At 62.7% G+C, this 26,961-nt stretch carries 23 protein-coding genes; 12 read left to right on the top strand and 11 right to left on the bottom strand.

Annotated elements, in window-relative coordinates; translation table 11 throughout:
- Window positions 1–158 precede the first annotated feature (158 nt).
- Window positions 159–1,199, bottom strand: a complete 1,041-nt coding sequence (gene pyrC, locus KUV72_RS10800; protein ID WP_222238328.1) for a dihydroorotase — start codon at window positions 1,197–1,199, stop codon at window positions 159–161.
- 302 nt (window positions 1,200–1,501) lie between these two features.
- Between pyrC and KUV72_RS10795 the strand changes: the two genes are divergently transcribed.
- The gene (locus KUV72_RS10795; RefSeq protein WP_315857883.1) at window positions 1,502–2,032 is read left to right on the top strand and encodes a hypothetical protein; all 531 of its coding nucleotides are present in this window, start codon (window positions 1,502–1,504) and stop codon (window positions 2,030–2,032) included.
- A gap of 192 nt (window positions 2,033–2,224) precedes the next feature.
- Here KUV72_RS10795 and KUV72_RS10790 read toward each other — a convergent pair whose 3' ends face one another.
- Together KUV72_RS10790 and KUV72_RS10785 are read right to left on the bottom strand one after the other, a co-directional pair.
- Complete coding sequence (locus tag KUV72_RS10790; RefSeq protein WP_222238327.1) at window positions 2,225–3,550, bottom strand: NAD(P)/FAD-dependent oxidoreductase; 1,326 nt, start codon at window positions 3,548–3,550, stop codon at window positions 2,225–2,227.
- 232 nt (window positions 3,551–3,782) lie between these two features.
- Entirely contained in the window at window positions 3,783–4,244 is a 462-nt protein-coding gene (locus tag KUV72_RS10785; protein ID WP_242520562.1) for a TerB family tellurite resistance protein, read from the bottom strand.
- A 51-nt stretch (window positions 4,245–4,295) separates the two neighbouring features.
- Between KUV72_RS10785 and KUV72_RS10780 the strand changes: the two genes are divergently transcribed.
- Entirely contained in the window at window positions 4,296–4,763 is a 468-nt protein-coding gene (locus tag KUV72_RS10780) for a DUF3592 domain-containing protein (RefSeq protein ID WP_222238325.1), read from the top strand.
- A 37-nt stretch (window positions 4,764–4,800) separates the two neighbouring features.
- Here the strand turns inward: KUV72_RS10780 and KUV72_RS10775 are convergent, their stop codons facing one another.
- The gene (locus KUV72_RS10775; protein WP_315857882.1) at window positions 4,801–6,360 is read right to left on the bottom strand and encodes a DHA2 family efflux MFS transporter permease subunit; all 1,560 of its coding nucleotides are present in this window, start codon (window positions 6,358–6,360) and stop codon (window positions 4,801–4,803) included.
- Entirely contained in the window at window positions 6,357–7,475 is a 1,119-nt protein-coding gene (locus KUV72_RS10770) for an HlyD family secretion protein (RefSeq protein ID WP_222238323.1), read from the bottom strand. Before KUV72_RS10770 ends, KUV72_RS10775 begins: the two co-directional genes overlap by 4 nt.
- Window positions 7,476–7,617: 142 nt before the next feature.
- Between KUV72_RS10770 and KUV72_RS10765 the strand changes: the two genes are divergently transcribed.
- Window positions 7,618–7,782: a hypothetical protein gene (locus KUV72_RS10765; RefSeq protein WP_222238322.1), complete on the top strand. Its 165-nt coding sequence runs from the start codon at window positions 7,618–7,620 to the stop codon at window positions 7,780–7,782.
- Window positions 7,783–7,902: 120 nt separating this feature from the next.
- Window positions 7,903–8,532, top strand: a complete 630-nt coding sequence (locus tag KUV72_RS10760; RefSeq protein ID WP_222238320.1) for a TetR/AcrR family transcriptional regulator — start codon at window positions 7,903–7,905, stop codon at window positions 8,530–8,532.
- A gap of 9 nt (window positions 8,533–8,541) precedes the next feature.
- Here the strand turns inward: KUV72_RS10760 and KUV72_RS10755 are convergent, their stop codons facing one another.
- The 3 genes from KUV72_RS10755 to KUV72_RS10745 form a co-directional block, all read right to left on the bottom strand.
- Window positions 8,542–9,225, bottom strand: a complete 684-nt coding sequence (locus KUV72_RS10755; RefSeq protein ID WP_222238319.1) for a lysozyme — start codon at window positions 9,223–9,225, stop codon at window positions 8,542–8,544.
- A gap of 192 nt (window positions 9,226–9,417) precedes the next feature.
- Window positions 9,418–10,683: an ArgE/DapE family deacylase gene (locus tag KUV72_RS10750; RefSeq protein WP_222238318.1), complete on the bottom strand. Its 1,266-nt coding sequence runs from the start codon at window positions 10,681–10,683 to the stop codon at window positions 9,418–9,420.
- Between the two features lie 147 nt (window positions 10,684–10,830).
- Entirely contained in the window at window positions 10,831–11,538 is a 708-nt protein-coding gene (locus tag KUV72_RS10745) for a GntR family transcriptional regulator (protein WP_315857881.1), read from the bottom strand.
- 194 nt (window positions 11,539–11,732) lie between these two features.
- Between KUV72_RS10745 and KUV72_RS10740 the strand changes: the two genes are divergently transcribed.
- The 6 genes from KUV72_RS10740 (at window position 11,733) to KUV72_RS10715 (ending at window position 19,788) form a co-directional block, all read left to right on the top strand.
- Complete coding sequence (locus KUV72_RS10740; RefSeq protein ID WP_222238316.1) at window positions 11,733–13,346, top strand: ABC transporter substrate-binding protein; 1,614 nt, start codon at window positions 11,733–11,735, stop codon at window positions 13,344–13,346.
- Window positions 13,347–13,465: 119 nt separating this feature from the next.
- A complete protein-coding gene (locus KUV72_RS10735; RefSeq protein WP_206938052.1) occupies window positions 13,466–14,446 on the top strand; it encodes an ABC transporter permease in 981 nt (326 codons plus the stop codon).
- Complete coding sequence (locus tag KUV72_RS10730) at window positions 14,443–15,276, top strand: ABC transporter permease (protein WP_206938050.1); 834 nt, start codon at window positions 14,443–14,445, stop codon at window positions 15,274–15,276. Before KUV72_RS10735 ends, KUV72_RS10730 begins: the two co-directional genes overlap by 4 nt.
- Before the next feature lie 3 nt (window positions 15,277–15,279).
- Entirely contained in the window at window positions 15,280–17,004 is a 1,725-nt protein-coding gene (locus KUV72_RS10725; RefSeq protein WP_222238315.1) for an ABC transporter ATP-binding protein, read from the top strand.
- A complete protein-coding gene (locus KUV72_RS10720; protein ID WP_222238314.1) occupies window positions 17,001–18,509 on the top strand; it encodes an FAD-binding oxidoreductase in 1,509 nt (502 codons plus the stop codon). The genes KUV72_RS10725 and KUV72_RS10720 overlap by 4 nt, the downstream gene beginning before the upstream one ends.
- 160 nt (window positions 18,510–18,669) lie before the next feature.
- Complete coding sequence (locus KUV72_RS10715) at window positions 18,670–19,788, top strand: pyridoxal phosphate-dependent aminotransferase (RefSeq protein ID WP_222238312.1); 1,119 nt, start codon at window positions 18,670–18,672, stop codon at window positions 19,786–19,788.
- Between the two features lie 186 nt (window positions 19,789–19,974).
- On the opposite strand, the gene KUV72_RS10710 is transcribed toward KUV72_RS10715, so the two are convergent.
- Entirely contained in the window at window positions 19,975–20,805 is an 831-nt protein-coding gene (locus KUV72_RS10710; protein ID WP_261317441.1) for a 2OG-Fe dioxygenase family protein, read from the bottom strand.
- Window positions 20,806–21,151: 346 nt separating this feature from the next.
- Here KUV72_RS10710 and KUV72_RS10705 point away from each other — a divergent pair, with 346 nt between their 5' ends.
- Window positions 21,152–23,074, top strand: a complete 1,923-nt coding sequence (locus tag KUV72_RS10705) for a putative bifunctional diguanylate cyclase/phosphodiesterase (protein ID WP_222238311.1) — start codon at window positions 21,152–21,154, stop codon at window positions 23,072–23,074.
- Between the two features lie 207 nt (window positions 23,075–23,281).
- Complete coding sequence (locus tag KUV72_RS10700; RefSeq protein ID WP_222238309.1) at window positions 23,282–24,085, top strand: lipopolysaccharide biosynthesis protein; 804 nt, start codon at window positions 23,282–23,284, stop codon at window positions 24,083–24,085.
- Between the two features lie 181 nt (window positions 24,086–24,266).
- Here the strand turns inward: KUV72_RS10700 and KUV72_RS10695 are convergent, their stop codons facing one another.
- Both KUV72_RS10695 and KUV72_RS10690 read right to left on the bottom strand, forming a co-directional pair.
- A complete protein-coding gene (locus KUV72_RS10695; protein WP_222238307.1) occupies window positions 24,267–25,610 on the bottom strand; it encodes a UDP-glucose dehydrogenase family protein in 1,344 nt (447 codons plus the stop codon).
- Window positions 25,611–25,908: 298 nt separating this feature from the next.
- Window positions 25,909–26,907, bottom strand: a complete 999-nt coding sequence (locus tag KUV72_RS10690) for an NAD-dependent epimerase (protein ID WP_222238306.1) — start codon at window positions 26,905–26,907, stop codon at window positions 25,909–25,911.
- Between the last annotated feature and the right edge of the window lie 54 nt (window positions 26,908–26,961).

Genomic DNA, 26,961 nt, shown 5'->3' with positions numbered 1-26,961 from the left:
TTTCGGCTCGAATACCAGGCCTTAGCGAGAAAACTATGCGCATAAAAAAAGCGCGCCCCGAAGGGCGCGCCATTTTGGCCAAACCACGCGATGTACCGCGCGTTCAGTCGTTTTCTGATCACGTCATCGCCAGCACCATGCCAACGACAGCGAGAGGATCACTGCTCTCGCATCTTCCATCCAAGGGTTTCGCCGGCACGCAGCGGCACCAGGCTCTTCCCTTCGCCGAAGGGCAGCTCGGCAGGCACCTGCCACTCGGTCTTGTCCAGGGTAATGCGATCTGCGTTGCGTGGCAGCCCATAGAAATCCGGGCCGTGGTGACTGGCAAAACCCTCGAGGCGATCAAGCGCCCCGGCCTGCTCGAATGCCGTCGCGTACAGCTCAATCGCCGTCAACGCTGTGTAAGCGCCGGCACAACCGCAGTCGCTCTCCTTGTCGTGGCGAGCGTGAGGAGCGCTATCGGTGCCCAGGAAGAAGCTGGTGTCGCCAGAAGTCGCTGCCTCGATCAACGCCTCACGGTGACGCTCACGCTTGAGGATCGGCAGGCAGTAATAGTGAGGACGAATCCCGCCCACCAGCATGTGGTTGCGGTTATACAGCAAGTGATGGGCGGTGATGGTCGCCCCCACATTGGCCGGGGCCTGGGCCACAAAGCTCGCCGCATCGGCGGTAGTAATGTGCTCGAACACCACCTTGAGCTCAGGGTGGCGTGACAGCAGCGGCTTCATCACCCGGTCGATAAAGACCTTTTCCCGGTCAAAGATATCGATCTCGTGGTCCGTCACCTCGCCATGCACCAGCAGCGGCATGCCCAGGCGTGCCATGGTGGCCACCGCTTCGTCGCAATGCTTAAGATCGGTCACACCGGAATCAGAATTGGTGGTGGCTCCTGCCGGATACAGCTTGACCGCCTGTACCTTGCCGCTAGCCCAGGCCTGCTCGATATCTTCCGCCATGGTACGGTCGGTCAGATACAGCGTCATCAGCGGCTCGAACTGGCTACCTTGCGGCAACGCCGCCAAAATACGCTCGCGATAGGCCAGCGCCTGCTCCAGCACTGTCACCGGCGGCTTGAGGTTGGGCATGATGATGGCACGCCCCATTTGGCGCGCGGTGTCCGCTACCACTGACTCAAGCGCGACGCCATCGCGCAGGTGAAGGTGCCAGTCATCCGGGCGGGTCAAGGTAATGGAAGTCACTTGTTGTCCTGTCATCGAGTGGTTCAAGGTCGGGCGCAGTATACCGCAAAGCGATCGACCTCCGCTCATCGCCACAAAAGCACGATATTTCGCGTATCATGCGCAAGTGTCTCCTGCGAGCACTATCCTGACAGGCGAAAGGCGCCGGCAGGACAGGCCGACACAAGACGCGGAACAAGGCAGTGGCCATCCAGATGGCCATGGAGAGTGAACGAGGCATTGAGGGCCAATCAATAGGCCTCGCCTGTCACCCAGGAACCCCCTGCGCCCCGTTTTTACCGACTAGCCCTAGCGAGAGCTCAATGCCCAAGGTACGTCACTACGCCGACCTGGTCGCCACCCTGGCGGGACTGATGTGGTTGATGCTGTATTGGTCGATCAGCGTATCACTGCATATCGATAGCGCCGAGCCGGCACTGGCTGCCCTGCTGATACTGGGCACCATGATCCTGCTGAGCTTTGTGCACCGCCCGGTGCGCGTCATGCTGAGCCGCTATCACGTGCGCAAGCGGCGCACGGAGATGTGGATGCATATTCTGGCGCTACCGCTGAACCTGGCATTTCTGTTTGCCATCGTCATCGATCACCTGATCACGCCCTTGAGCGGCGCGCAGAAAATGCTGCTGTTCAACGTCCTGGCCACCGCCAGCTGGTTGGTCTTTCTCGTCACCCTGCTGATGAAACTGCTGGCCCGGTCCATCGCTGAACGCCGCGGAGAGCGCAGCGATGACGACGTTGACAGCAACCCTGACGTGAGCGCTGCAAGCGCCAGCGCACTGCCCCCCACTTCCGGCGAATCAACAGCCACCGAGCCGCAGAAAGACAACAGCTGAACCCGCCGCTCACCATGACAACGCCGCCTCACGCAGCCCTTGTGGGCTTTGCCTGGAAAGCGAGAGCGCCAGACGAAAGACCGCAAAGCGGTGAGAAGGAAGCGGTGAGAAGGAAGCGGTGAGAAGGAAACGGTGAAAAGGAAAAGGGCCACGAACATCGTGGCCCTTTTGCATTCTGAACAGGACAGCGTGTCAGAAACGATCGACCCTGAAGGGCGTCATATCGATATCCGCCGCCTCTCCCTCGATCAGCTGGGTCAGCAGCTTGCCGGTAACAGGTCCCAGCGTGAAGCCCTGATGCCCATGACCACAGGCCAGCCACAGGCCATCCTGTCCCGGCACCGGGCCAATCACTGGCTTCATGTCTGGCGTGCAGGGCCTGGCACCCTTCCAGGGCGTGGACTCCAGCCGCTGCCCCAGGGGGAAGAGTTCCCTCGCCTTGCGCTCCGCCGCCTCCAGCTGGTCAAGGTGCGCCGGCGCCTCCAGCCGCTCCAGCTCGGCCCCGGTGGTCAAGCGCACGCCCTGGCGCATCGGCGCCAGCAGATAGCCGACCTCGGCGTCCATGACCCAGTGACCGAGCGCCCGCTCGTCGGGCTGGGCATAGTGCATGTGGTACCCGCGCTTGACGAACAGCGGAATCCTCAAGCCCAAGGCCGTCATCCACTCCTGCGTCCAGGGCCCCAGCGCCATGACCAGACCGTCAGCGTCCAACTGGCGGCTGACTGCACCGCCACCCAGTGACACCCGCCAGGCTTGGCCAGTGCGCTCCACGGCGTCCACATTGGCCTGCACGATCTCGCCCCCGGACTCGACAAAGGACCGTGCATAAGCAGCGACCAGATCCCCCGGACTGGCCACCGTCCAGGGGTCCAGCCAGTGAATGGCCCCGGCCAGCCCTTTGCCGCTGTCGTTGCCAGCGCCGCTCGCCAGGCCGGGTTCCAGCTGGGCAAGCTCCGCTCTGTCGAGTCGCTTGAAGCGAATCCCGAAGCGCTGCGCATCGGCCTGAGCCTGGGCGTGCCGCGCCGTCAGTTCGGCCTCGCTGCGATACACCTCCAGCCAACCGTCGCGACGAATCAACTCCTCAGCGCCCGATGCCGCAATCATGGCGGCATGGGCGTCAAGACAGCCTGAAATCAAGGACGCATACTCAGGCACAATTCGCTCATACCGCGCCGGCGCTGAGTGCTGCCAGTACTTCAACAAGGTACCCGCGTTGGCCATCATCGCACCAGGGCGGTAGCGGATATCGATCTGCCGATTCGGTGCCACCCGCAGCAGCGTGCCGAGGTCACGAGGAAACGCATAGGGCCGAACCGCCTCGCGCTGGATGATGCCGGCATTGCCATAGGACGTCTCACGCCCCGGCTCGCGACGGTCCACCAGGGTCACCTGATGACCTCGCTGACTCAGATGCCAAGCAACGGACACGCCCACCATCCCAGCACCCACTACCACCATCTTGCGCGACATCTGCGTCTCCTTGTCTCGACTCGCACTGGCTGAATCAGAAAACTTCACTATCCCAAATAGCGTTCAACAGGATGATCCAGTGTACCTGTCAGGAAAGCCAGTCTCACCCACTACAATTTCTCCGACTGACGACAGCGCTATCGACAGCCCCCGCGAGCAACAGCCCCTGTGAGCGACAGACTTGTGAACGAAAGACCCTGAAAGCAAAAGACCAAGCGCGCTTGAGCTTATCCATGCCGTCGCTGCTCAGGTTCGGTTGATGCAGGCATCCGTCCGTTTATCACCGCGCCGCGGCGCGATTTTCCTCGGCGATGCGAGTGCGCACGAAATCTCCGTGGCTGACATGCAGCAACTCGGCCAGGGCACGGATGCGATGCTCTTCCAGGGCATCCTTCTCTCCATCGGCAAAGGCCAGCGCCCACATCTGCTGCACCAAGGCGACCCGCTCCTGATACCCGGTTCGGTCTCTCAGCTCACGCACAAAACGGTGATGGTCAACGGCCGTTTCCGCCTCCTGGCGGGCCAACGACATCAGCTCGTCCAACGCTGCCGGGTCCAGCTCGAAGCGCTGCTGCAGCTGCTCGCGCATCAGCGCGATCTCGCTGTCATCCATGCGATAGTCTGCCCGCACCACCTCACACAGCAGAACCGCCGTGGCCAAGGACAGGTCGACGTCTGCCTGGGCGTGTTCCGGCTGCGCCACATCGTTGATCCAATTCCTCAGGGAGGCCATCATCGTCATCGTTATCTCCTTGCCTGTACCACCATCTCAATGTCTTAGCAGGATACCGCCATGCCTCATCCGCTGCTGATCGTGTCACTCGCTGCCCTGATTGGCGCCATTGTTGCAAGCGTCGGGGCCTGGAAGGTGCGGGACGTCAACCGCTGGCCCAGCGCCCAGGTCACCGTCACCGACACCGGCGTCAGACTGGCCGAAGCACAGCGCCATCAGCGCGAGCGGGATGAACAGGCCAAGCGATATCTGGCACGCGTGGCCGTCGAAGGCCGTATCGAGGGTCGCCTTGTAACTTCCGACAACAGTGGCTTTGATGGCGTTCCCTCCTTCGAACGCCGCGAGGACGCCGAGGCCTATCTGGCCGCCTACCCCGTCGGCAGTCAAATAACGGTGCGCTACTCGCCTAGAGACCCGACCATCATCCACCTGGGCACGGCCAGCCTGCCCTGGGGACGCCTGGGCCTGGCGGGATTCCTGCTGATGGCAAGCCTAGGCGCCTTCGCGCTTTACACGACCAAGACCTGACCCTGGCAAGTCCCAGGCAATGATCGCAAGTGGCGGCTCAGGCTTCTGGCCGCCGAACCAGCAGGACCACCGGCGCGCAAAGCAGGTAGAGGGCACCCAGCCACAAGAAGATGTCATTGAACGCCAGTACCTGGGCTTCACGCGCCACCGTCTGCCCGACCAGCGCCAGCGCGCTCTGCTGCGGATCCGCCACATGACCGGCAAGCAAGCTCTCGTATCCCTGCAACCGCTCAAGCACGACACCACGCCCCTCATTTACTGCACCGATCAGCTGGCTCCAATGATAGTCCTCGCGGATGTCGCGAACGGTGTCCATCAACGCCAGACCGACCGCCCCACCAAGGTTGCGCATGACGTTGAACAGCCCGCTGGCATTGCCCACTTCTTCACGCGGCAAGGTTCCCAGCGCAATGCGCGAGGCCGGAATGATGCACAGGATCAGCCCCACCCCGCGCACGATCTGCGGCCAGAAGAACTGCTCGAACCCGGACTCTGACGTCAGGCAGGCGTTCATGATCGAGCCCACCCCCACCAGCACAAAGCCCACGAACATCAGCACGCGCAGGTCAACGCTGCCGGACAGCCGACCGGCCACGGGCGCGGTGAAGAACATCGCCACCCCGGTCACGAACATGACCTGACCAATCTGCAGGCTGGAAAATCCGCGCACATAGCCAAAAAACAGCGGCATCAGGTAGACCAACCCATACAGGGCGATGCCGATCACAAATCCCTGGCCGGCGCCCAGCGCAAAGTTGCGGTTGGCAAACGCGTGCAGGCCCACAACCGGATACCGATGACGCAGCGTGCGCACAAAGAAGCCGATGGCGGCCAGGCCGCAGGTCAGCGAGAGCATCAGGATCAGGTGATCATCGAACCAGTCATCCCCGGGGCCCTCTTCCAGCACGTACTCAAGGCACCCCAGAAACACCGCCATCAGCGCCAGCCCCAGCACATCCAGACGCCTGGCCGCGCTGCGGTCGCCCTTGTCGATATCCAAGAATCGCCACGCCGCCCAACTGACCAGCACACCTGGAATTACGTTAGCCAGAAACAGCCAATGCCAACTGGCGATCTCCGTGATGTAGCCCCCCACCGTGGGACCCACCGACGGCGCCATGGTCACCACCATGCCGATCACGGCCTGAACGGCGCCCATCATCCGACGCGGAAAGATCGAGAAGCTGATGGCGTGAGTGATCGGGATCATCGCCCCGCCAAGAAAGCCCTGCAGTGCCCGCAAGATGACCAGCTGTTCGATGCTGGTCGCCAGCGCGCATCCCAGGCTTGCCAGGGTGAAGCCGACGCTGGACAGCACAAAGGCCACCCGGGTCGAGAGAATCCGGGTCAGCATCCCGGACAGCGGAATCATGATGATCTCGGCAATCAGGTAGGACGTCTGGACCCAGGAGATCTCCTCACTGCTGGCGGCAACGCCGGCTTGAATTTCGTTCAGCGAGCTGGCCACGATCTGGATATCCAGAATCGCCATGAACATGCCGAATACCGCTGCAATAAAGCCAATACGCTGAGGCCAGGGGGGCAGTTCATCGGCGCCCGAAGGCGCCGCGGAGGCAAGCGCTGGGGACTGACTCACGCGCCTGGCCCTGCCAGCGTCGCCGCTACCGGCGGCGTCTGCTCACGCTCGGCCTGGTGCCGCGCGCCCAAGGGATCACCGTCCAGGGAGCGGGTGTCGACTTCAGGCACCACAGACAGCCCCGCACGCAGTACTCCCAGTGCCTGCTCAGGCCCGGTCAGTCGAATCTTGACCGGCACCCGCTGCACGATCTTGTTGAAGTTGCCGGTGGCATTGTCCTGGGGCAGCAGACTGAACTGGGACCCCGTCGCCGGCGCCAGGCTATCGACCACCCCCTCGAAGTGGACCTGGGGATAGGCATCGACCGAAAGTCGCACCGGCTGACCAATGCGCATGCGCTCCGTCTGGGTCTCCTTGAAGTTCGCCACCACGTAGGCCGACTCGACCGGCACCAGGTGCATCAGGGTCAGCGAGGGCTGCGCCAGATCCCCTACCTCCACGGTGATAGCACCGACAACGCCATCGCGCGGGGCCCGCAGCGTCGCCTTCGACAGCTGGTGCCGGGCGACCGCCACCGCCGCCTGTGCGGATACGACACGCGCCTGTGCCGCCTGCTCGTCGGCCAGTGCAACGTCCAGCTGTCGCCGGGCAGACGTCAGTGCTGCCCGGCGTGCTGCCAGGGTGGCCGCGGCCACGTTGACGCTGGCCTCATCGTCCTGCTGTTGCTGCTCCGAGGCGTACTGGCGTGACGCCAGCGAGCGCGAGCGCTCCAGATGACGAAGCGCCTGAGCATGCTGCGCCTCGGCAGAAACCACCTGGGCCTGCGCCTCTTCGATGGCCGCACGCTGTCGTTCGATCTGTCGGCTGGCCTGGACCTGCTGGGAACGAGCTACCTGCTGGTCCGCCAGGGCCTGGGCCAGCTGCTGCTTGACGTCGGTGTCATCCAGCTTCACCAGAACATCACCAGCGCGCACCTGCTGGTTATCCATCACCGGCAGCTCCCGGATCAACGCCGATAGTTCAGCGCGCAGACTGACCGCATCCGCATGCACATAGGCATTATCCGTCTCTTCCAGGTAACGGCCCGTCGACCACCAGCTCTTGCCCCACCAGATCAGCGCCACCAAGGCCATCAGCCCGGCCAGTGCCACGATTGCCTTCTTGCCACGCGTCATCTCGTCCCCCCACGTACCCTGCCTTACGCTTGTCTGGTTGCCGCCTATGTCGACCCACGCGCTTCTTCATCGAAGCACCGGGAGGGGGCAGTAAGGCGCGGCCCTCGACAGCGCAAATTCATGACCCGCATTAGTGTAGCGCATGCTACACTTTTACGTCGCGGTGCTTTTTGCGTCGATCACCCCGCTGCTGTCTCCGGTGGCTGGGCCATTCGCCAGCATCGGCATCGGTAACATCAACAACAGCAGCAACAAGGGCGAGGTCCGCAACACCGGGGCTTGTACCGCAGCACGAGACGGGAAATGAAGCGGGGCAATGAAGCGGAGGTAAGTGCGCCGGTGTAAGTCAGCAGGTCTAGGCAAGCAGGTAACGTAAGCAGAACCCAGCCATCGGACGGCGGGGGACCATCAGCAAGAGGACGAGCAGATGTCGGCCAACGACTCAGCCCATCAGGGCTTTACGCCACGCGGAGAAGCCCGCAGACAGCGCCTGCTGGCAGCCGCCAGGGAGGTCTTTCTCGAAAAGGGATACGCCGGTGCCAGCGTCAACGATATCGTGGCCCGAGCGGGGGGGTCGCTGAGCACGCTCTACAAGCTGTTCGGCAACAAGGAAGGGTTGTTCGTGGCGTCGATGGAGGCCCAGGCCTCCAGCGTGTGGAGTCGCCTGGGTCAGGCCGGGGAGCGACCGCCGGAAGAGGTGCTGACGGAACTCGCCCGAGACCTCATGGACCTGGCCCTGCCCGCCGCCAACATCCGCCTGATTCGTGGCATCGCTGCCGAGGCCGAACGCACCCCGGATCTCGGCGTACTGTTTCTCGACCACGGCCCCGACCGCACCCGCCGCGAACTGGCCGACTACCTCAACGCCCAGCATCAGCGGGGTCGACTGACGGTCAAGGACCCGCGCGCCGCCGCCGGCATCTTTACCGGCATGGTACTGGGCGAGTGGATGCTCGACTCCCTGGTGGGTCGCCCGCCCCAGCTCGATGCCCAGGCCAGGGACGAGCGCGCTCGCCTGTGCACCCAGCTGTTCCTCGGCGGGCTCGGCGGGCAGTAAATCCCGGGGTCAATCATTACCGATGGCCGGTCCATAATCCGCGGCGCTGAAGATCTTCCATTCGCCGGCACGTCGACGCTTGAGGCCAGCCAGCACCTGACCCCCTGCTCGATTCCACGCAAGCCAGGCGTCCTCAAGCGTGGCATAGGGTGTATCGGCAGTCGGGTCGCACAGCATGCTGGCCAGGGAGGACCGACTGAAGGCGCCCACGCCAATATTGAATGCCAGCAGCACCATGGCATCGAACTGATGCTGCCCGAGCCCCGCCGCCCCGACCCAGGGGCGACACGCTTCCAGCCGCGCCAGCACGCCCTGCTCGATGTCCTGGAGATCTCGACGCAGCAGCGAATCCGCCCAGTTCAGATCAATCCCCCGAGCAAACCGAGACCACTGCCCCTCCTCGATCAGGTGGCCGACGCCAATGGTGGCGCCGGGCTGCCACTCATCAAGCGTCTCACCGGTGAGGTCGTGATAGGGCAACAGGCGACAGCCTTCCGCGTCGATCAACCATCGCCGGCCACGCGGGCTCAGCCTGCTGGGGGGCGGCTGAATGTACGCCGCCAGCTCGTCATATAGCGATAGCGGCCCACTACGGCTGCCATCCTTATCATCACTACCGGCCTCATCGTGGCGACCGGTGTAGGCGACGTCCTGCTGCCCGCGCCCTTCACTACTCCCTGCCTGGGTGACCATGGCATCCTCCTGCGCACTTCGTTCCGTGAAGCCATGTCCCGCAGGGTGACAGTCGACGACGTCAGTCACCCCGACTCAGGACAAGGTTATGTGACGGCACGGCGCCGATATGTCCGGCGCCCGCCCCAGATCAACCCCACTGGCCTCGGCAGGGGCGTGCGCGCAGCGAGATCTCAGGTGGACGGATCTCGGCTAGGCAACGCCATCGGCCGCTTGCCCCCAGCGATACAGGAACAAGGCATAGGCCCGCAGGGTATGACGAATGGACGCAATCTCCACCCGCTCATCCACGCCATGGATGCGCTCGGCCACGGGGCCATAGCACGTGCCAGAGATACCATGGCGGTTCAACGCTCTAAGGTCGGTGGTGCAGGTCAATGCCACCGACGGCAATGCCTCACCGGTCAGAGCCCGATGACAGTCCGCCAGCAGCGCCACGCCCGGATGATCCAGGTTGACCTGGTGCCCCTCGGAGCGGAAGCCGTGAAAACTGACCTCCGGTGCCGAGATCCCAGACCCCATGCCCTCTCGTGCGGCGTCGACGCACTGGCGCACCTTGTCCATGATCTCCTCCGCTGCCATCCCCGGCGGAAAACCGATACGCCCTTCGAGGGTGGCATGACAGGGCACGCTGGAGGCCCAGTTGCCGCCCTCGATGCGGCCAATGTTCAAATTGAACGGGTGCTCGACCGCGTCATAGGGTGCCTCGCGCCCGGCGTTCAGCTCGGCTTCCAGCGCCTTGAGCGGCGCGATCACCGCCTGGATGGCCTCGATCGCATTACTGCCCGCAGAGGTGTCCAGCACGTGGGCCGGCACCCCTTCCAGCGTCACCTTGAACCACAGGGTCCCGACCTGGGCAGTGGTCAGCGTGGCGCCAAAGGGTTCGGGAATCAGGGCGAAATCCCCCCGTCCATCCCGCGCCAGGCAGGCCAGAGCCCCGTGACCGGTACACTCTTCCTCGATGACCGTCTGCAGCGTGAGCGGAAAGCGGATATCGAATCCTGCCCGCTGCATGGCGGTCACCGCGGTGACCATGGCGGCAATGCCCGCCTTCATGTCACCGGCGCCGCGTCCGTAGAGCCAACCATCCTGCTGCCACGGCTCCCACGGCGACCTAGTCCACATCGACACAGGCTCCGCGGGGACCACGTCCAGATGCCCGTTGAAGATCAGGTGCGGCCGATTCGATGTACCGTTGATCACCGACACCAGGTTATAGCGATCGTCAGCAGCGCCTGGCGGAGAATCCGGCAGCGGCACCCGCTCTACTGTCAGGCCCATGCCCAGCAAGTGCTGTTCCATCACCTGCAAGACACCGGTTTCAGCCCCCAGCACGCTGTATTCGCGCACCAGGTCCGACGCCAGGGCCAGGGTGTCGGGCATCAGTTCGTCACACACATCGAGCAGCCGCTGCTCGTTGGCGTCCAGCGCCTCAGCAGACAATAGGGGCGTTGTCATTGGCGGAAGTATCCAAGGTTGAGATGAGTGTCGAAGCGGCCAGGCCGGTGCCGATGATCCATCTCGCACACCAGTTATGCACTTTCGAGCAGGATGGGCACAAGCCTGTAGGACCGCGGAATTAGCAGGGATTGATCTACATCAATCTCACTGGTGGTTGTTTGGGTGGTTGGCGCTGTTATGGCCGTCGGCGAGACGCTCGATCACGGAATCACGCGCCACACCAATGTGATAGTCGACCTCTTCGCGGCAACGCTCAGGGTCGCCACTGCGCAGAGCATCCAGCAGGCGCCAGTGCGAGGCCGCGATGCTCTCCGGGGTGTCGTGGGTGCGGGTAATCAGCGTGATGCACAGCCGCAGCTCGAAGCTAAGGTCGTCAAAGGCACGCAGCAGGCGGGGATTGCCAGCAAGCTCGAAAACCCGCCGGTGGAAGGCAATATCTTCTTCGATCTTGGCACTTTCATCGTGACCCGAGGCGACATCACACAACCGTTCGATCTGCTGCTTGAGGCTCTGCTCGATGCCCTCATCAAAACGCAGCATCACCCGCTCGAAGGCATGTCGCTCAAGACCGATGCGCAGGTCGAAGACATCGTTGAGCTCCGCCACATCAAGACTACGCACAAAGAAGCCACGTCGTGGCCGTGACACCAGCAGCCCGCGGCTTTCCAGCAACCTGGCGGCCTCGCGCACCGGCGCACGACTGATGCCCAGCTCGCTAGCCAGTCCGGCTTCTGACAGCCGCTCCCCCGGCGCAAAGCGCGCCGCCAGAATCGACTCGGTCAGGTAATCCACCACCTGATCCACCAGGTTGCGTTGAATCACGAAGGGGGCGGGGTAGGCATCTGAAGGCATGGTCATCCTTTGCGTTGAAGCGTGGGCCTTGGCCCAGGAAGCTGGCACAGCGGGTACCGTACCGATCCAGTATGCACGGAGTCGCCCATCAACAACAGTCGATTGACGACTGTCGACAGTTTGGATTAGCGCTGCTAGGTTCTAGTACAGCCACTGACAACAATCGCTCATAACAACTGCTAACAAGGTGCCCCATGTCTGCGACGTCTCGCCGCTTCGCCGTTCCCCTCATCACCTCGACGCTGGTGTCCCTGGGACTGGCCGCCACCCTGCCCGCCTCCTCGGCCCTGGCCCAGGACACGACCGACAGCTCGTCGGCACAGCCCCAGCGCGGTGGTGTCATCGACACCATCATTCAGCCGGAGCCCCCCGGCCTGGTGCTGGGCATGATCCAGAACGCGCCCACGCGCACCGTGGCGGGGAACATCTACGAGGGGTTGCTGCGCTACTCCACCGATATGGAGCCGATGCCGCAGCTGGCCAAACGCTGGGACGTCAGCGAAGACGGCCTGACCTACACCTTCTACCTGCAGGAAAAAGCCAAGTGGCATGACGGCGAGGCCTTCACCGCAGACGATGTGGTGTTCTCTGCCGACGTCTTCCACCGGGAGCTCAATCCCAGCGCCCGCGCCGTGCTGGAGCACGTGGAGAGCATCGAGGCGACCGACGAGCACACCGTGGTGTTCACCCTGAAGAAACCCTTCGGCCCCTTCCTGATCTCCTTCGAGGCAGGCACCTTCACCATGGTGCCGGAGCACATCTACGCGGGCACCGACTTCCGCAATAACGACGCCAACAATCACCCCATCGGCACCGGCCCCTTCCAGTTCGACAGCTGGGACCGTGGCACCGTGATCAAGCTCACCCGCTTCGACGACTACTACGAAGAGGGCCTGCCCTACCTGGACGGGATCAACTGGCACATCATTCCCGACGGCGCCTCCCGTGCGGTCGCCTACGAGAACGGCACCGTGGATGTGCTGCCCTACGGAACGGTAGAGAACTTCGACGTGCCCCGGCTGACCGCCATGGACAACACCTGCGTGACGGACAAGGGCCACGAGTACTTCAGTCCCTTCGCCATGCTGTGGATGAACAACCGCGAAGGACCGACCGCCGACAAGCGCTTCCGCCAGGCAGTGATGTACGCCATGGACCGCGAGTTCGCCCGTGACGTACTGTGGAACGGTATGGGCGAAGTGCCGGCAGGCCCCTTCGGCTCCAACGCCAAGTTCAACGACCCAGATCTTGAAGGCTACGCCTACGACCCCGACAAGGCCGAGCAGCTGCTGGATGAGATGGGCTACGGCGGCGAAGAGATCACCCTGCTGCCGCTGCCCTATGGCGAGACCTGGAATCGCTGGGCCGAAGCCGTTCAGCAGAACCTCAAGGAAGTCGGCATCAATGTGCGCACCGAGGCGACCGATGTCGGTGGCTGGAACCAGCGCCTGGGCGAGCGCGACTACGACCTGGCCTTCACCTACCTGTATCAGTACGGCGATCCGGCGCTCGGCATCTCGCGCACCTACCTGTCGACCAACGCCGAGAAAGGCTCGCCCTGGAACAACGTGGAAGGCTACCAGAACCCCGAGGTCGATGAGCTGTTCAACAGCGCCGCCACCGCCTACCCGGACAGCGAGCGCGAACGCCTCTACCACGAAGTGCAACGCATCCTGCTGGAGGACGCTCCCCTGGGCTGGCTGCTCGAGCTCGGCTTCCCCACCATCTACCGCTGCAATGTCAATGATCTGGTGACATCGGCGGTGGGCGTCAATGACGGCTTCAAGGACGCCTGGATCGCCGACTGATCGCCGACGGATCACCCCCCACCGGGCCGACGACCTGCTCGTCGGCCCGGTGGTTGGCCAGATTCCCGACCAGATGACGGGGTCGCCCGCGGCCCCGAATGACTGCGCGAGAACCCATCATGCTTTACGCCCGACTTATTGTGTCGCGCCTGATCAAGGCAGCCGTCGTGCTGCTGATGATCGTCGTGTTCAACTTCGTGCTGATCCAGCTCGCCCCCGGCGACCCCGCCGCCATCCTCGCGGGTGAAGCCGGCGCCGCGGACGAGGCCTTCATCGCCCAGCTGCGCGAGCGCTTCGGCCTGGACCAGCCCATGTACGTCCAGCTGTGGCACTACGTGTCCGGCATCCTGACCCTGGACTTCGGTTACTCCTATCGCCAGCAGATGCCGGTACTGGATCTGATTATGGATCGCCTGCCAGCCACCCTGCTGCTCACCGGCACCGCCTTTGTGCTGTCGCTGGGCCTCGGTATCCTGGCCGGCTCCATGGCCGCCATGCGGGTCAAGAAGGCCTCGGGCTCCTTGATCATGGCCCTGGCGCTGCTGTTCTACGCCACACCGCTGTTCTGGGTAGCGCTGATGGCGGTGGTGCTGTTCTCGGTGTACCTGGACTGGCTGCCCGCCTACGGCATGTTCACCGTAGGTGCCAATCTGGAGGGGCTGGCCTACGCCCTCGATGTGGCCAAGCACCTGGTCCTGCCTGCCACCACGCTGGGCCTGTTCTTCATGGCCATCTACACCCGCATGACCCGGGCCTCGATGCTCGACGCCGCCCAGCAGGATTTCGTCAAGACCGCCCGGGCCAAGGGCCTGGCGCCGCGGGTTATCCAGCGTCGTCATATCCTGCGTAACGCGCTGCTGCCGATTATCACCCTGGCCGGGCTACAGGCCGGACAGATGGTCGGCGGCGCGATCCTCACCGAGACCGTGTTCGCCTGGCCCGGTATCGGCCGCCTGATGTACGAGGCACTGATGCAACGCGACTACAACCTGCTGCTGGGCATCTTCTTCTTTTCTGCCGCCCTGGTGATCCTGTTCAACATCCTTACCGATCTCGTCTATCGCCTGGCGGATCCACGTATCAAGGGGGCTGCCGCATGACGTTCTTTGCCCGTTTTGCCCAGAACCGAGGCGCCCTGGTGGGCCTGCTGATCCTGTGGGCGATCATCCTGATGGCGGTACTCGCCCCGCTACTGTTTCCGGAATCACCCTGGCGCATGGTCCAGCGTCCGTTTCTGCCGCCCATGGCCCAGGAAGGCTTTTGGCTCGGCACCGATACCATGGGGCGCAACGTTGCCGCCGGGCTGATGCACGGTGCCTGGGTGTCGCTGTTGATCGGCCTGGTCTCCACCGCAGTTGCCCTGGCCATCGGCGTGCCCCTGGGCGCCATTGCCGGCTACTACGGTGGCTGGGTCGACGATGCGCTGATGCGCTTCACCGAGTTCTTCCAGACCATTCCCAACTTCGCCCTGGCCATCGTCCTGGTGGCGATCATGCAGCCCAGCGTGACCTCCATCGTGCTGGCCATTGCCATCGTCAGCTGGCCACCGGTGGCGCGCCTGGTACGTGCGGAATTCATGTCCCTGCGCCAGCGCGAATACGTGGAGGCCGCGCGCCTGGTCGGCCAGAGCAACCTGCAGATCATGCTGCGCCAGATCCTGCCCAACACCCTGTCGCCCATCATCGTGCTGGCGTCGCTGATGGTCGCCACCGCGATCCTGCTCGAGTCGTCGCTGTCCTTCCTCGGTCTCGGGGATCCCAACGTGATGTCCTGGGGTTACATGATCGGCGCCGCACGCACGGTGATTCGCCAGGCCTGGTGGCTATCGTTCTTCCCTGGCCTGGCGATCCTGCTTACGGTGCTCGCCCTCAACCTGGTGGGCGAGGGACTGGACGACGCCCTCAACCCCAAACTGGCTCGGGAGCGCTGAACCATGGCGACCAACAACGATCACAGCGCGCCACCCATTCTGCGCATCGAAGGCCTCAGCGTTGCCCTGCCCCAAGGGGCCGACCGCGACTATGCGGTCGAAGACCTCAGCTATGACGTCAGCCCCGGAGAGATCCTCTGCGTGGTGGGGGAATCCGGCTCGGGCAAGTCCATGGCGGCCAATACCATCATGGGGCTGCTGCCCAAGGGCGTGCGTGCCACCGCAGGGCGCATCCTGTTCGAAGGCATCGACCTGTTGAGCCTGGACGACAAGCGTCACAGGGCCTTGCGCGGCAAGCAGATCGGCATGATCTTTCAGGAGCCGATGACCGCGCTCAACCCGCTGATGCGGATCGGCGACCAGATCGCCGAAGTGTTCGAGGCCCACGGAGAGCTGAAACCCGCGCAGCGCCAGGCCCGAGCCCTGGAGCTGCTGAAGGAAGTCGGCCTGCCGCAGCCGGAGCGCGCCATTCGCGCCTATCCCTTCGAGCTGTCCGGTGGCCAGCGCCAGCGCGTGATGATCGCCATGGCGCTGGCACTGGAGCCGCGGCTGCTGATCGCCGACGAGCCCACCACGGCCCTGGATGTGACCACCCAGGCACAGATTCTCTCACTGATCGCGGAGCTGCAGCAGCGACGCGGCATGGCGGTCATGTTCATCACCCATGACTTTGGCGTCGTGGCCGAGATCGCCAATCGCGTCTGCGTCATGCGTCAGGGACACATCGTCGAGCTGGGCCGCCGTGATGACGTCCTCGACCATCCGCAGCATGACTACACCCGAGCGCTGATCGAGGCCATACCCGCCGACGCCGCCCCACCCCGGCGCGAGTCGCAACCACCGGCGCCCATGCTGGAGGTGCGACAGCTGAATCGGGTCTTCCGCTCTCGCGGGGGCTTATTCAAGCCGTCTCGGGAAGTGCGCGCCCTGGACGACGTCAGCTTTACCCTGTCCCGGGGCGAAACCATCGGCATCGTCGGTGAATCCGGGTCCGGCAAGTCGACCCTGGGACGCTGCATCGTCCGGCTGGAACGTCCTGACAGTGGCGAAATCCTGATCGGAGGCGAAGACCTGTCGGCGCTAAGCGGCGATGCCCTGCGCCAACAGCGCCACCGGATACAGATGGTGTTCCAGGACCCTTATGCCTCCCTCAACCCGCGCACTCGGGTGGGCATGGCGATCGCCCAGGGGCCCATCGCCAACGGTGTGCCCAAGGCCGATGCCCTGAGCAAGGCCGACGAACTGCTTGACCTGGTCGGGCTCGGCGGTAGCGCAGACCGCTACCCCCACGAGTTCTCCGGCGGCCAGCGCCAGCGCATCGGCATCGCAAGGGCCCTGGCACTGGATCCCGAGCTGATCGTGGCCGACGAGGCCGTGTCTGCCCTCGACGTGTCCATCCAGGCTCAGGTGCTCGAACTGCTGGAGGACCTCAAGCAGCGCTTCTCGCTGTCGCTGCTGTTCATTACCCACGACCTGCGCGTGGCGGCGCAAATCTGCGATCGGATCATCGTCATGCAGCACGGCCGCATCGTCGAACAGGGCACCGCCTCGGAGGTCTTCCTGACCCCCAAGGAGGAGTACACCAAGGAGCTGCTGGCAGCGATCCCTGGACGCAAGAGCGAACACGGGAGCCGTCACGACAGTCATCTTGAACAAAAGAGCGAAAGAGGGAGCGACAGCCATAACGTAGGAAGTAGCGGCAGCCAGCAGGAGGCCTATTCATCATGACGGAAACGACATCTCCTCTCTCCGGCTCTTCCTTAGCCTCTTCTTCGGCCTCTGCGTCGCCTTCGTCCCCAGCGTCCTCCTCGGTGGGCGCGTCCGCCGAGGATAGAAACGCGCTGCTCGACACCCTGAGAGAGCGGCTCGGCAACAACCAGGTCCTGACCGGCGAAGACGTGACCCGCCGCCAGGTGGACTGGTTGAGCGGCGCCGCCTGCCGGGCTGCTGCCATCGTCCGGCCCGGCACGCCGCAGGAAGTGGCTGAGGTACTGACGCTGTGCCACCAGGTGCACCAGCCCGTCGTCACCCACGGCGGACTGACCGGCCTGGTCCACGGCGCCGAGGCAGAGCCGGACGAGCTGGTGCTGTCGCTGGAACGGCTAACCCGCATCGAGGACCTGGACCCACTGGCCGGGACCATCACCGTGCAGGCGGGCGTACCGCTGCAGCAGGTGCAGGAGGCGGCCAGAGAGGTCGGTATGCAGTTTCCTCTCGACCTGGGGGCCCGCGGCAGCTGCACCATTGGCGGTAACATCGCCACCAATGCGGGAGGCAACCGGGTCATCCGCTACGGCATGATGCGCCAACAAGTGCTGGGGCTCGAGGCCGTGCTGGCAGACGGTCAGGTCATCAGCGCCATGAGCCCGATGCTCAAGAACAACGCGGGCTACGATCTCAAGCAGCTGTTTATCGGAAGCGAGGGTACCCTGGGCGTCGTCACTCGCGCCGTGCTTCGTCTGCAGCCGGCGCTGTCGGATGCCCGCACAGCGCTGATCGCCTGTCCGGATTTTGCCTCCATGACCGCCCTGCTGGCGCACCTGCGAGACCGACTGGGCGGCGGCCTGGCGGCCTTCGAGGCGATGTGGCGCAATCATCTAACGCTGATAACCGCCAATGGCCGACATAGCGCACCGCTGGAGCTGGACGCGCCCTACTACGCGCTGGTGGAATCCCTGTCCGGCGATGGGCCGCACCACCAGACACAGTTTGAGAGCGCGCTGGAAAGCGCCTTCGAACAGGGCTGGGCCAGTGATGCGGTGATCGCCCAGTCCGACACCCAGCGGGAGCGGCTGTGGGCGATTCGCGACGACATCGAAGGCCTGGTGGAGGCGCTGTCTCCGCTGATGGCCTTCGATATCAGCCTGCCCATCGCCGCCATGCAGGACTACGTGGATGAGGTCGAGTCGGCGCTGACTACACGCTGGCCCCAGGCGCGCCTGGCGGTTTTCGGCCACCTGGGCGACGGCAACCTGCACCTGTCCGTGGGCGTCGGCAGCAACGATGCCGAGACTCGCCACGGGGTGGAAGCCTGCCTGTACCGACCACTGGCCGACCGGCTGGGCTCGATCTCGGCCGAACACGGTATCGGCCTGGAGAAGCGCGACTGGCTGTCGATCTCGCGCAGCCCAGAAGAACTGGCGCTGATGGCGACGTTAAAGCGCAGCCTCGACCCGCTGGGACTGCTCAACCGACACAAGGTCGTGCCATGGACAGCCGCCCAGGATCATTGACGACCTGGTTGATACATTAGCTACCGAGCTCTTATATACCGGGCTCTTAAATACACGGCTCTCGGATTTCCGGCTTTCAAGCATCCACGTTTATTGCCCAAAAGCTCATTGCTTCAAAAGCTTACTGCCACCGACCACAGGAACCTCTACAGGATACGTTATGGCCTCCGACACCCCCGCCTTCGCTGACCACCTCTACACCCCGGGACCGGACAACCCCTTCCCTGGCATCTGGGTGCTCAAGCGCCGGATCGGCAAGGAGATCCCTCATCGCCTCGGCTCCAACGAGGGGCTCGACATGCCACATCGCGCCCTGCGTGACGCCTTCGGCGATGCCATGGCCGAACACGTTTACTGCTATGGCGACGCGGAAGCCCTGGCCGTGCGTGAACGCCTGTGCCGCCTGCATGGTTTCGAGCTGGATACCCTGCTGGTAGATGCCGGCTGCGACAGCCTGCTGGCACTGGTACTGCGGGGCACCGCGCCCGCCGGAACTACCGTGGTCAGCTCCGCCGGGACCTACCCCACCTTTGGCTACTTTGCCCAGGGCCAGGGGTGTCGGCTGGTGGAAGTCGACTATCACGAAACCGCCGACGCCCTGGCACCGGACATCGATGCGCTGATAGAGGCCGCCCACCAGCATCAGGCTCGCCTGGTGTACCTGGCCAACCCTGACAACCCCACTGGCCACGTCCATCCCGTGGCGGAAGTCGAACGGCTGCGAGCAGAGCTGCCCAAGGACTGCTGGCTTCTGCTTGACGAGGCCTACCATGACTTTCGGGATGATGCGGCAGAACCCGCCTTTACTCGCGCCCTGCCGGGGGTGATTCGGTGCAGGACGCTGTCCAAGGCCCACGGCCTGGCGGGCCTGCGGGTCGGCTATGCCATCGCCGAACCCGACACCCTGGCGATGCTGATGAAGGTGCGCATCCACTATGCGGTGTCCACCTTGAGTCTGGCCGCCGCCGAGGTAGTGCTCGACCACCAGGACGAGACCGACGCACACATCCAGGCGGTGCTGGAGCGTCGTCGCCGCCTTGCAGAGCACTTCAAGGCACTGGGAGCCGACGTACTGGAAAGCGGCACCAACTTCATTGGAATACGCCTGGCCGACGCCGACACGGCGCGCCAGGTTCACGCCGACCTGTTGAATGAGGGCAAGCTGATCGCGCGACCCGCGCACCCGGCGCTGGGGCACGTACTGCGCATCACCGCAGTGGCCGACGCCCTGGAGCCGGGCCGCCTGGCCAGGCTCGAGCGGGCGATTCAAGCTCGATGAGCCTCTGCTGAAAGGCTTTGAGAAAGGGCTATCACCCACAGGATCATCGCCGACGGGCACAGGCCCATCGGCGATGACGTCAGGGGCTACCTCCTTGAGTGGTTGCCGCCCGCCGGTGCCAAACGGCTAACGCTCACGCAAAAGCGTGCGTTCAGCCAACAGCATCGGCTTGGGCGAACAGGTCGCTTAGCTGTCGTGTACCGCCACGTTGAGGGTGGCGTCGGGAAAGTGCCTGCGCAGCATGCGGTTCTGGAACTCGTCTACAAAGCAGGCGTTGATGATAATGATGAAGCGCTCGAACGGGGCGTCCTCGCGACACTGGCGAATGCTGTCCACGCTGTGGAACAGCTGATCATCGCGCAAGTGCAGTATCTCACCCGGGGCCAGGGTGATACGGCCCACCTCCTGCTGTCCGGTCTTGTCCAGGTACAGGGTGTTGACCGCGCCCTCGACGTTGTCACGGCTGAGCACCACGATACTCAGGTACTTGCAGCCGTCGGCGTGGATTCCCTGCCCCTGCAGCGGGTCGACGCAGCCATCCCCTCTCACCCCGGTGATCTGCATCAGGATGGGTGACCTGGCCGGCAACTCCCACAGCTCTGCCCACGCCTTGACGAAGGCCTTCACGTCCTCACGCTCGGTAAAGGCCGGCAGCAGCGGCTCGTAGTAACGCAGGCGATCAGCCATGCTGGCCGCATCATTGAAGCGACCTCCCTGAGCCATCGGGCATTCACCCAGTGTCTCGACCTCACCGCTATCGTTCAGGTGCAGCCAGGACATCCGCTTCCAACGCTGGTTGACGTAGGGGTCGCGGGGTAGATCCGCCACGAAGGCTTGCCACGCAGCCAGATCAATCCGCGCCAGCGTCGTCTTGCTCCAGGACTGAGAAGCCACTTCCTCGTGGACCGATGACTCCCAATAGCCAGGAGCAGGTGTCTCATACCACTCCTGTATCGCACCGGCGTCCTCCACCAGCGCCAGATGGCGGCCGACGTTCATCTCTTTGATTGATTTCATGACATTTTCCTCGTTTTTATGCGCATTCACGCGCATTTCATGGATGTTGCTTACGCAACAACGAGGATCATGTGGAGGCCCTTGGGGCCGGTCAAATGCCGGTTTGTACGCAAAATAGGAGACTAAACCCCTACCGCCTTGCTGGTATCGCCACCCATGCCGTCGGCATGGTAAAACTCACTTTTCATGTTCCTGATACCGTCCTAGGTCGCGCTTCGGGACGTTCTGTACGACACTTGCTACATATGCATGTCCATTACAACGTGTGCAGTTCGACGCAATATCTTCCGCCACTCGCTTCCGCCACTCTCTTCAGCCACTACGTCGTGATTGACCGCACAGGGGTATGACGCCATTGCACATCGGTGACAGACTTCCACCCTATCCTCGCGCCAAGCAGGACATCGCCGAGCAGGACAGTCGCAAGCAGGCTCGCGATCAGCGGCTGAGCCAGAGCGAAGCCGAGGCGCCGGCGCTACCATCACTTACGCTCAGTGAATGGCGTTTCCGCGAGCTGCTGATGAGCCTCTCGCGGGTGGCCGTGCAGGGGTACGATCGTGATCGTCGGGTCATCTACTGGAACAGCGCCAGTCAGGCGCTGTATGGCTACAGCGAGCAGGAAGCCCTTGGCCGGCGGCTGGAAGAGCTGCTGATTCCCGATGCCATGGTGTCTGCGGTTATCGATGCTCATCAGGCGTGGGTCTGCCACGGCACCGAAATCCCCCCGGAAGAACTGGAACTGAAGCATCGTTCCGGCGCCACCGTGCCGGTCTTTTCCCACCACGTGATGCTCGCCCAGGGCAGCGACAATCCGCTGATGTTCTGTATCGACATCGACCTGGCTGGCGAACGCCAGGCCCGCCGCGACCTGGACTACATGACCCGCTTTGACCGTTTGACGGGGCTGCCCAACCGCCACGCCTTCGAACATGACCTGGCGGGTATGCTCGATGAATGCCGACTGCATGACGACAGCCTGTTGATCCTGTTTATCGACCTGGATCGCTTCAACGAGATCAACGACACCCACGGCTACGAATACGGGGACAAGGTCATCAAGGAAGCGGCCCGGCGGCTAAAGTCCTTTCGCCGCAGCCACGACCTGCTGGCACGCTTTGGCACCGATGAATTCGTGCTGGCCATGCCGCGGGTCGATGTGGCCAATGACGCCACCCAGGTGGCCGACCGGCTTCTTGAGAGCATCGCCAGGCCCATGCGCATCCAGAACCGGGAGCTGCGCATCAACGCATCGGTCGGGATCAGCCTCTATCCCGACAATGGCAGCGCGGTACAGGAACTGGTCGGTAACGCCGATGCGGCCAAGACCAGGGCCAAGCAGGAAGGCCGCAACACCTACCGCTTCTTCAGCCCTGAGGCTCACGCTGCCATGGTGCGCCAGCACAAGATTGCCGCGAGCCTGCAGCGCCTGCTGGACCAGGATGGCAAGACTGACAAGGAGGGCGAGCTAAGCCTGGCCTATCAGCCCCAGGTGTCCGCCAGCAGCGGCTACATCGACTCCATGGAAGCGCTGCTGCGCTGGACCACCGCGGAAGGCGAGTGTATCTCCCCCGGGGAATTCATTCCGGTAGCCGAACGCAGCGAGCTGATCACGCGACTGGAGGACTGGGTGCTGCATCACGCCTGCCAGCAGCAACAGCGCTGGCGCCAGCAAGGGCTAAGGCAGGTCAGGGTCGACATCAATATCTCGGGCAGGCACGCGATGATGCCGGGCATGTTCGAGGAGTGCTCCCGCTGCGTAGCGAGCTATGGGCTTGGCCCCCAGGATATTGGCATCGAGCTGACCGAGAACGTGTTGATCGAGGCCGGCCAGAGCGTACTGGACAGCCTGCGCTGCCTGTATGACCAGGGCTACAAGATTGCCATTGATGACTTCGGGACAGGCTTCTCTTCCATGAGCTACCTGAAATTCCTGCCCGTCACTGCGCTGAAGATCGACCGCACCTTCGTGGCCGAGTGCACCCAGGACCCCAAGGACCGCGCCATCATGGAAGCCAGCATCTTTCTTGGCCACCGCCTGGGCCTTGAAGTCATCGCCGAAGGCGTCGAGACCGCCGAGCAGGAAGCCCTGCTACAGGAGATGCGCTGCGACCTGCTGCAAGGCTACTACTACCACCGCCCTACCGACGCCGCCAGCATCGCACGACTGCTGCGCGCAGGCCCATTGGGGCTGAGCGGTAAAACAAGCGGTGAGGCCCACGGCAGCAGGGTGGAAAGCACAGGGTCTCGCACGGGCACTAAATATAACTGAATGCCGTACGACTCTCCCCCTGCTCCTCAAACCTGCGTTATACCTTTACTTAGGCCTAAACGCGCTTGCGCCGGACGGCGGCTTCTGTATCCTCAGCTACTGACTTCCGCCTGATGTGTCGAGCAATCCAAAAGCCAGGCAGGAAGCAAGACACTTCGCCATCCGTCACGCTTTTCACAGCGATGTACCAGCAAGGACCACACGGCAATGACCAACACCCCCACCCAGCCCCCAGAGCACTACTTCCCCAGGCCGCCTGCGGATGATGAGATATCCCTGGTAGATGTCACGCTCATCCTGGTTCGCCGTTGGAAGATGATGGCGGTGATCTTTCTGGTCGTCGTGCTGGCAGCGCTAGCGTTCGCCCTGAGCAAGACCGATACCTACCGCTATGTGTCCATCTACAATGTGGCCGAACGCCAGCCGAGCGGAAGTTCAGGGGTGGGCGTTCTGGAAACACCTAAGAGCGTGGTATCAAAGATTGAAAATTACTACTTCGATGCGATCTCTGCCGACATTCTGGAAGCCAAGGGGCTGACCAGATTCTCCTTCGAAACGCAGGCAGAGGCACCTGACAACGTCGCTTTTCTCACCATCTCTTCTGAAGCTGATGAGGACAGCGCAGCCTTGGTCAAGGAATACCACCAAACCCTGCTAGACACCGTGAAGCAGGATCAAGATCAATTGCTTGCCAAGCGGAAAAACACTCTCGAACAACAGCTGCAAAGTACAGAAGAAAGCCTGGAAGCAGCAAAACAATCCACATCAGAAAGCGCTGCTGAACTAGTCGCAACCTACACTGCAAACATTGTAGATATCGAGCAAGACCTCGCTTATCTCGCAGAAGGCCATGTGCAGCGAGTCGCAGCTCAGAGTCGGGTACCCGTTGGTACCAGCAATGCTCTGATCATGGCTTTGGCGATTGTGCTGGGTGGCATGCTGGCCGTAATGGCCGCCTTCATAACAGAGTTCGCAGAGACTGTGCGCAAGGCCTCCCAGCAGCGCGACTGACAGGCTCATAAGCCAAAAGGCAATTAAGTCAAGGGGCCAGCAGCACCAACGAAAACCGCCCCGCAGGCCAGACCTGCGGGGCGGTTTTCTATTTTGCTTGGCCTGCTTCGGGGAGCAAGGTCAGGGGCTGCTATGCCTCAACCAGTCTCAGCCATCCTTGACCAGCCTCGGCCAATCTGCATCAACTCGCCTCAACCAGCGAGTTACCCCGCCCTACTGCGAAGTACATCAAGCCAGCCTGACGCACGATCTCAGGGTCGTAAAGATTGCGGCCATCGATCAATACGGGCATTGCCAGCTGTTCCTTCAACCAGCTGAAGTCCACGGAGCGAAACTCCTTCCACTCGGTGCAGATCACCAGGGCGTCGGCACCTTTCACTGCCTGGATACGATCCCCTGCCAGCATCAGGTCTTCACGCTCGCCGTAGATACGGCGGGCTTCGCGCATGGCCTCAGGATCATACGCCTGGACCTTGGCACCGGCTTGCCAAAGGGCCTCCATCAGGGTGCGGCTAGGCGCATCACGCATATCGTCAGTATTGGGCTTGAAGGAAAGCCCCCACACGGCGATGGTGCGCCCCTTCAGATCGCCATCAAAGGCACTGGCTAGCTTGGTAAATAGCGTCTGCTTCTGGCGGTTATTAACCGCCTCGACAGCGCCAAGCAGCTCGGCCTGGTAGCTGACCTCACGGGCGGTACGCTCCAGAGCCTGTACATCCTTGGGGAAGCAGGAACCGCCGTAGCCACAGCCGGGGTAGATAAAGTGGTAGCCAATGCGCGGATCGCTGCCGATGCCGCGGCGTACTTGCTCCACGTCTGCCCCCAGCCGCTCCGCCAGGTTGGCAATCTCGTTCATAAAGCTGATCTTGGTGGCCAACATGGCGTTGGCGGCGTACTTGGTCAGCTCCGCCGCGCGCACGTCCATAAACATCAGCTTTTCCTGCAGGCGGATATACGGGGAGTAACATTCCCGCATCAGCTGCTTGACCTTGTCGGAATCCGTACCTACGACGATACGCGCCCCGTGGGAAAAATCCTCGACGGCAGCGCCTTCCTTCAGAAACTCCGGGTTGGAACAAACGTCCACGTTCAACGCCACGCCGCGGGCGTCAAGCTGGGACTGCACCATGGCCTTGACCTTGTCGGCGGTGCCGACCGGTACGGTGGACTTGTCCACCACCACCTTGTCATCCTGCATATGCTCACCGATGGTCTTGGCCACCGCCAGCACATACTGAAGATCCGCACTGCCGTCTTCGTCCGGCGGCGTGCCGACAGCGATGAACTGCAGGGTGCCGTGGTCCACTGCCGTCTTGGCATCTGTCGTAAAGACCAGTCGCCCCGCCGCCACGTTGGCCTTGACCATCGGCTCGAGGCCTGGCTCGAAAATGGGGATCTCACCACCTTCCAAGCGAGCGATCTTGTTTGCGTCGACGTCCATGCACACGACATCATGGCCAACGTCTGCCAGGCAGGTCCCTGTGACCAGTCCCACGTAACCGGTGCCAAAAATGGTGATCTTCATTCCTTGCTACTCACTCACTGCTTGGTTGATCGGCCAAGGATAGCAACCTCGGCATAGATTTGGCATAGCAAAAGCCAGGCCTATATCAATGAGGGGACATACCTCGCGGTGCCGTCACGGCAACAGGCTCGGCAGGCACCAGTAAACCAGGCGCAACGCCAGGCCCCTTCACCCGTGCCGACCCCAGGAGACCAAGCCCCTTAAACTTAAGCTCCCGGGGAACATGCCCAATAGGCGAAGCGGTCAAGCCTCCAGCAACGTAGGGCATCATCAGCGCCGGAGTTTCTGCAGTCCTTCCCTAAACGCGATAGAAATCGCGATACCACTCAACGAAGTGACGTACGCCCTCTTCTACCTGCACCTGGGGCTTATAGCCCGTAGCCTGGTAGAGGGCATCGGTATCCGCCCAGGTACGGGGCACGTCGCCCGGCTGCATGTCCTTGTAATCACAAATGGCCTGCTTGCCCGTCGCCTTCTCAATGGCGCGCACAAAGTCCATCAGTGATACCGGGCTACCGTGACCGATGTTGTACAGGGCGTAGGGCGCAGATGCGGTGTCCGTAGTGACCTCGGTGCTGCCCCTTGGCGTCGGCACTACCTCCAGCACCCGCACAATCCCCTCGACGATATCGTCAATGTAGGTGAAGTCACGGGACATCTGGCCGTGGTTGTAGACCTGCATGGCTTCGCCGTTCAGCACCGCCCGGGTGAACTTGAACAGGGCCATGTCGGGACGCCCCCAGGGGCCGTAAACGGTAAAGAACCGCAGCCCAGTGGTGGGCAGGTCATACAGGTGCGAATAGGTGTGGGACATCAGCTCGTTGGCCTTCTTGGTGGCCGCATACAGGCTGATGGGGTGGTCTACATCGTCGTCAGTCGCAAAGGGGACCTTGTCGTTGGCGCCGTACACCGAACTGGACGAGGCATAGACCAGATGCTCTACCCGGCTGTGACGGCATCCTTCCAGGATATTGAGATGCCCCACCAGGTTGGCATCGGCATAGGCATGCGGGTTCTCCAGGGAGTAGCGAACCCCCGCTTGAGCCGCTAGGTGAATCACGCGCTGGAAGCCCTCTCGCTTGAAAAGTGCGGCCACTCCGGGGCGATCCGCTATGTCCAGCCTGTCGAACCTGAAATCTGTGCAGTTGCTCAGGTCCTCGAGACGGGCCTCCTTGAGCGCTACGTCGTAGTAATCGTTGAGATTGTCAATGCCAACAAGATCATGCCCTAACCCACTCAACTTCTTGACCACAGCGTGCCCGATAAACCCTGCAGCGCCAGTAACGAGAATCTTCATACACTCACCTAAAAAGTAGTCGGCAACATTGTACGCTGTGCTATGTCTTCTTGG

Origin of the sequence: Halomonas sp. DP4Y7-1, from assembly GCF_019800705.1 — a bacterium.
GTDB classification, from domain to species: Bacteria; Pseudomonadota; Gammaproteobacteria; order Pseudomonadales; family Halomonadaceae; genus Halomonas; species Halomonas litopenaei_A.
Note: the sequence above shows the minus strand (reverse complement) of the source record. Positions and strands in the feature narration are given on the sequence as shown.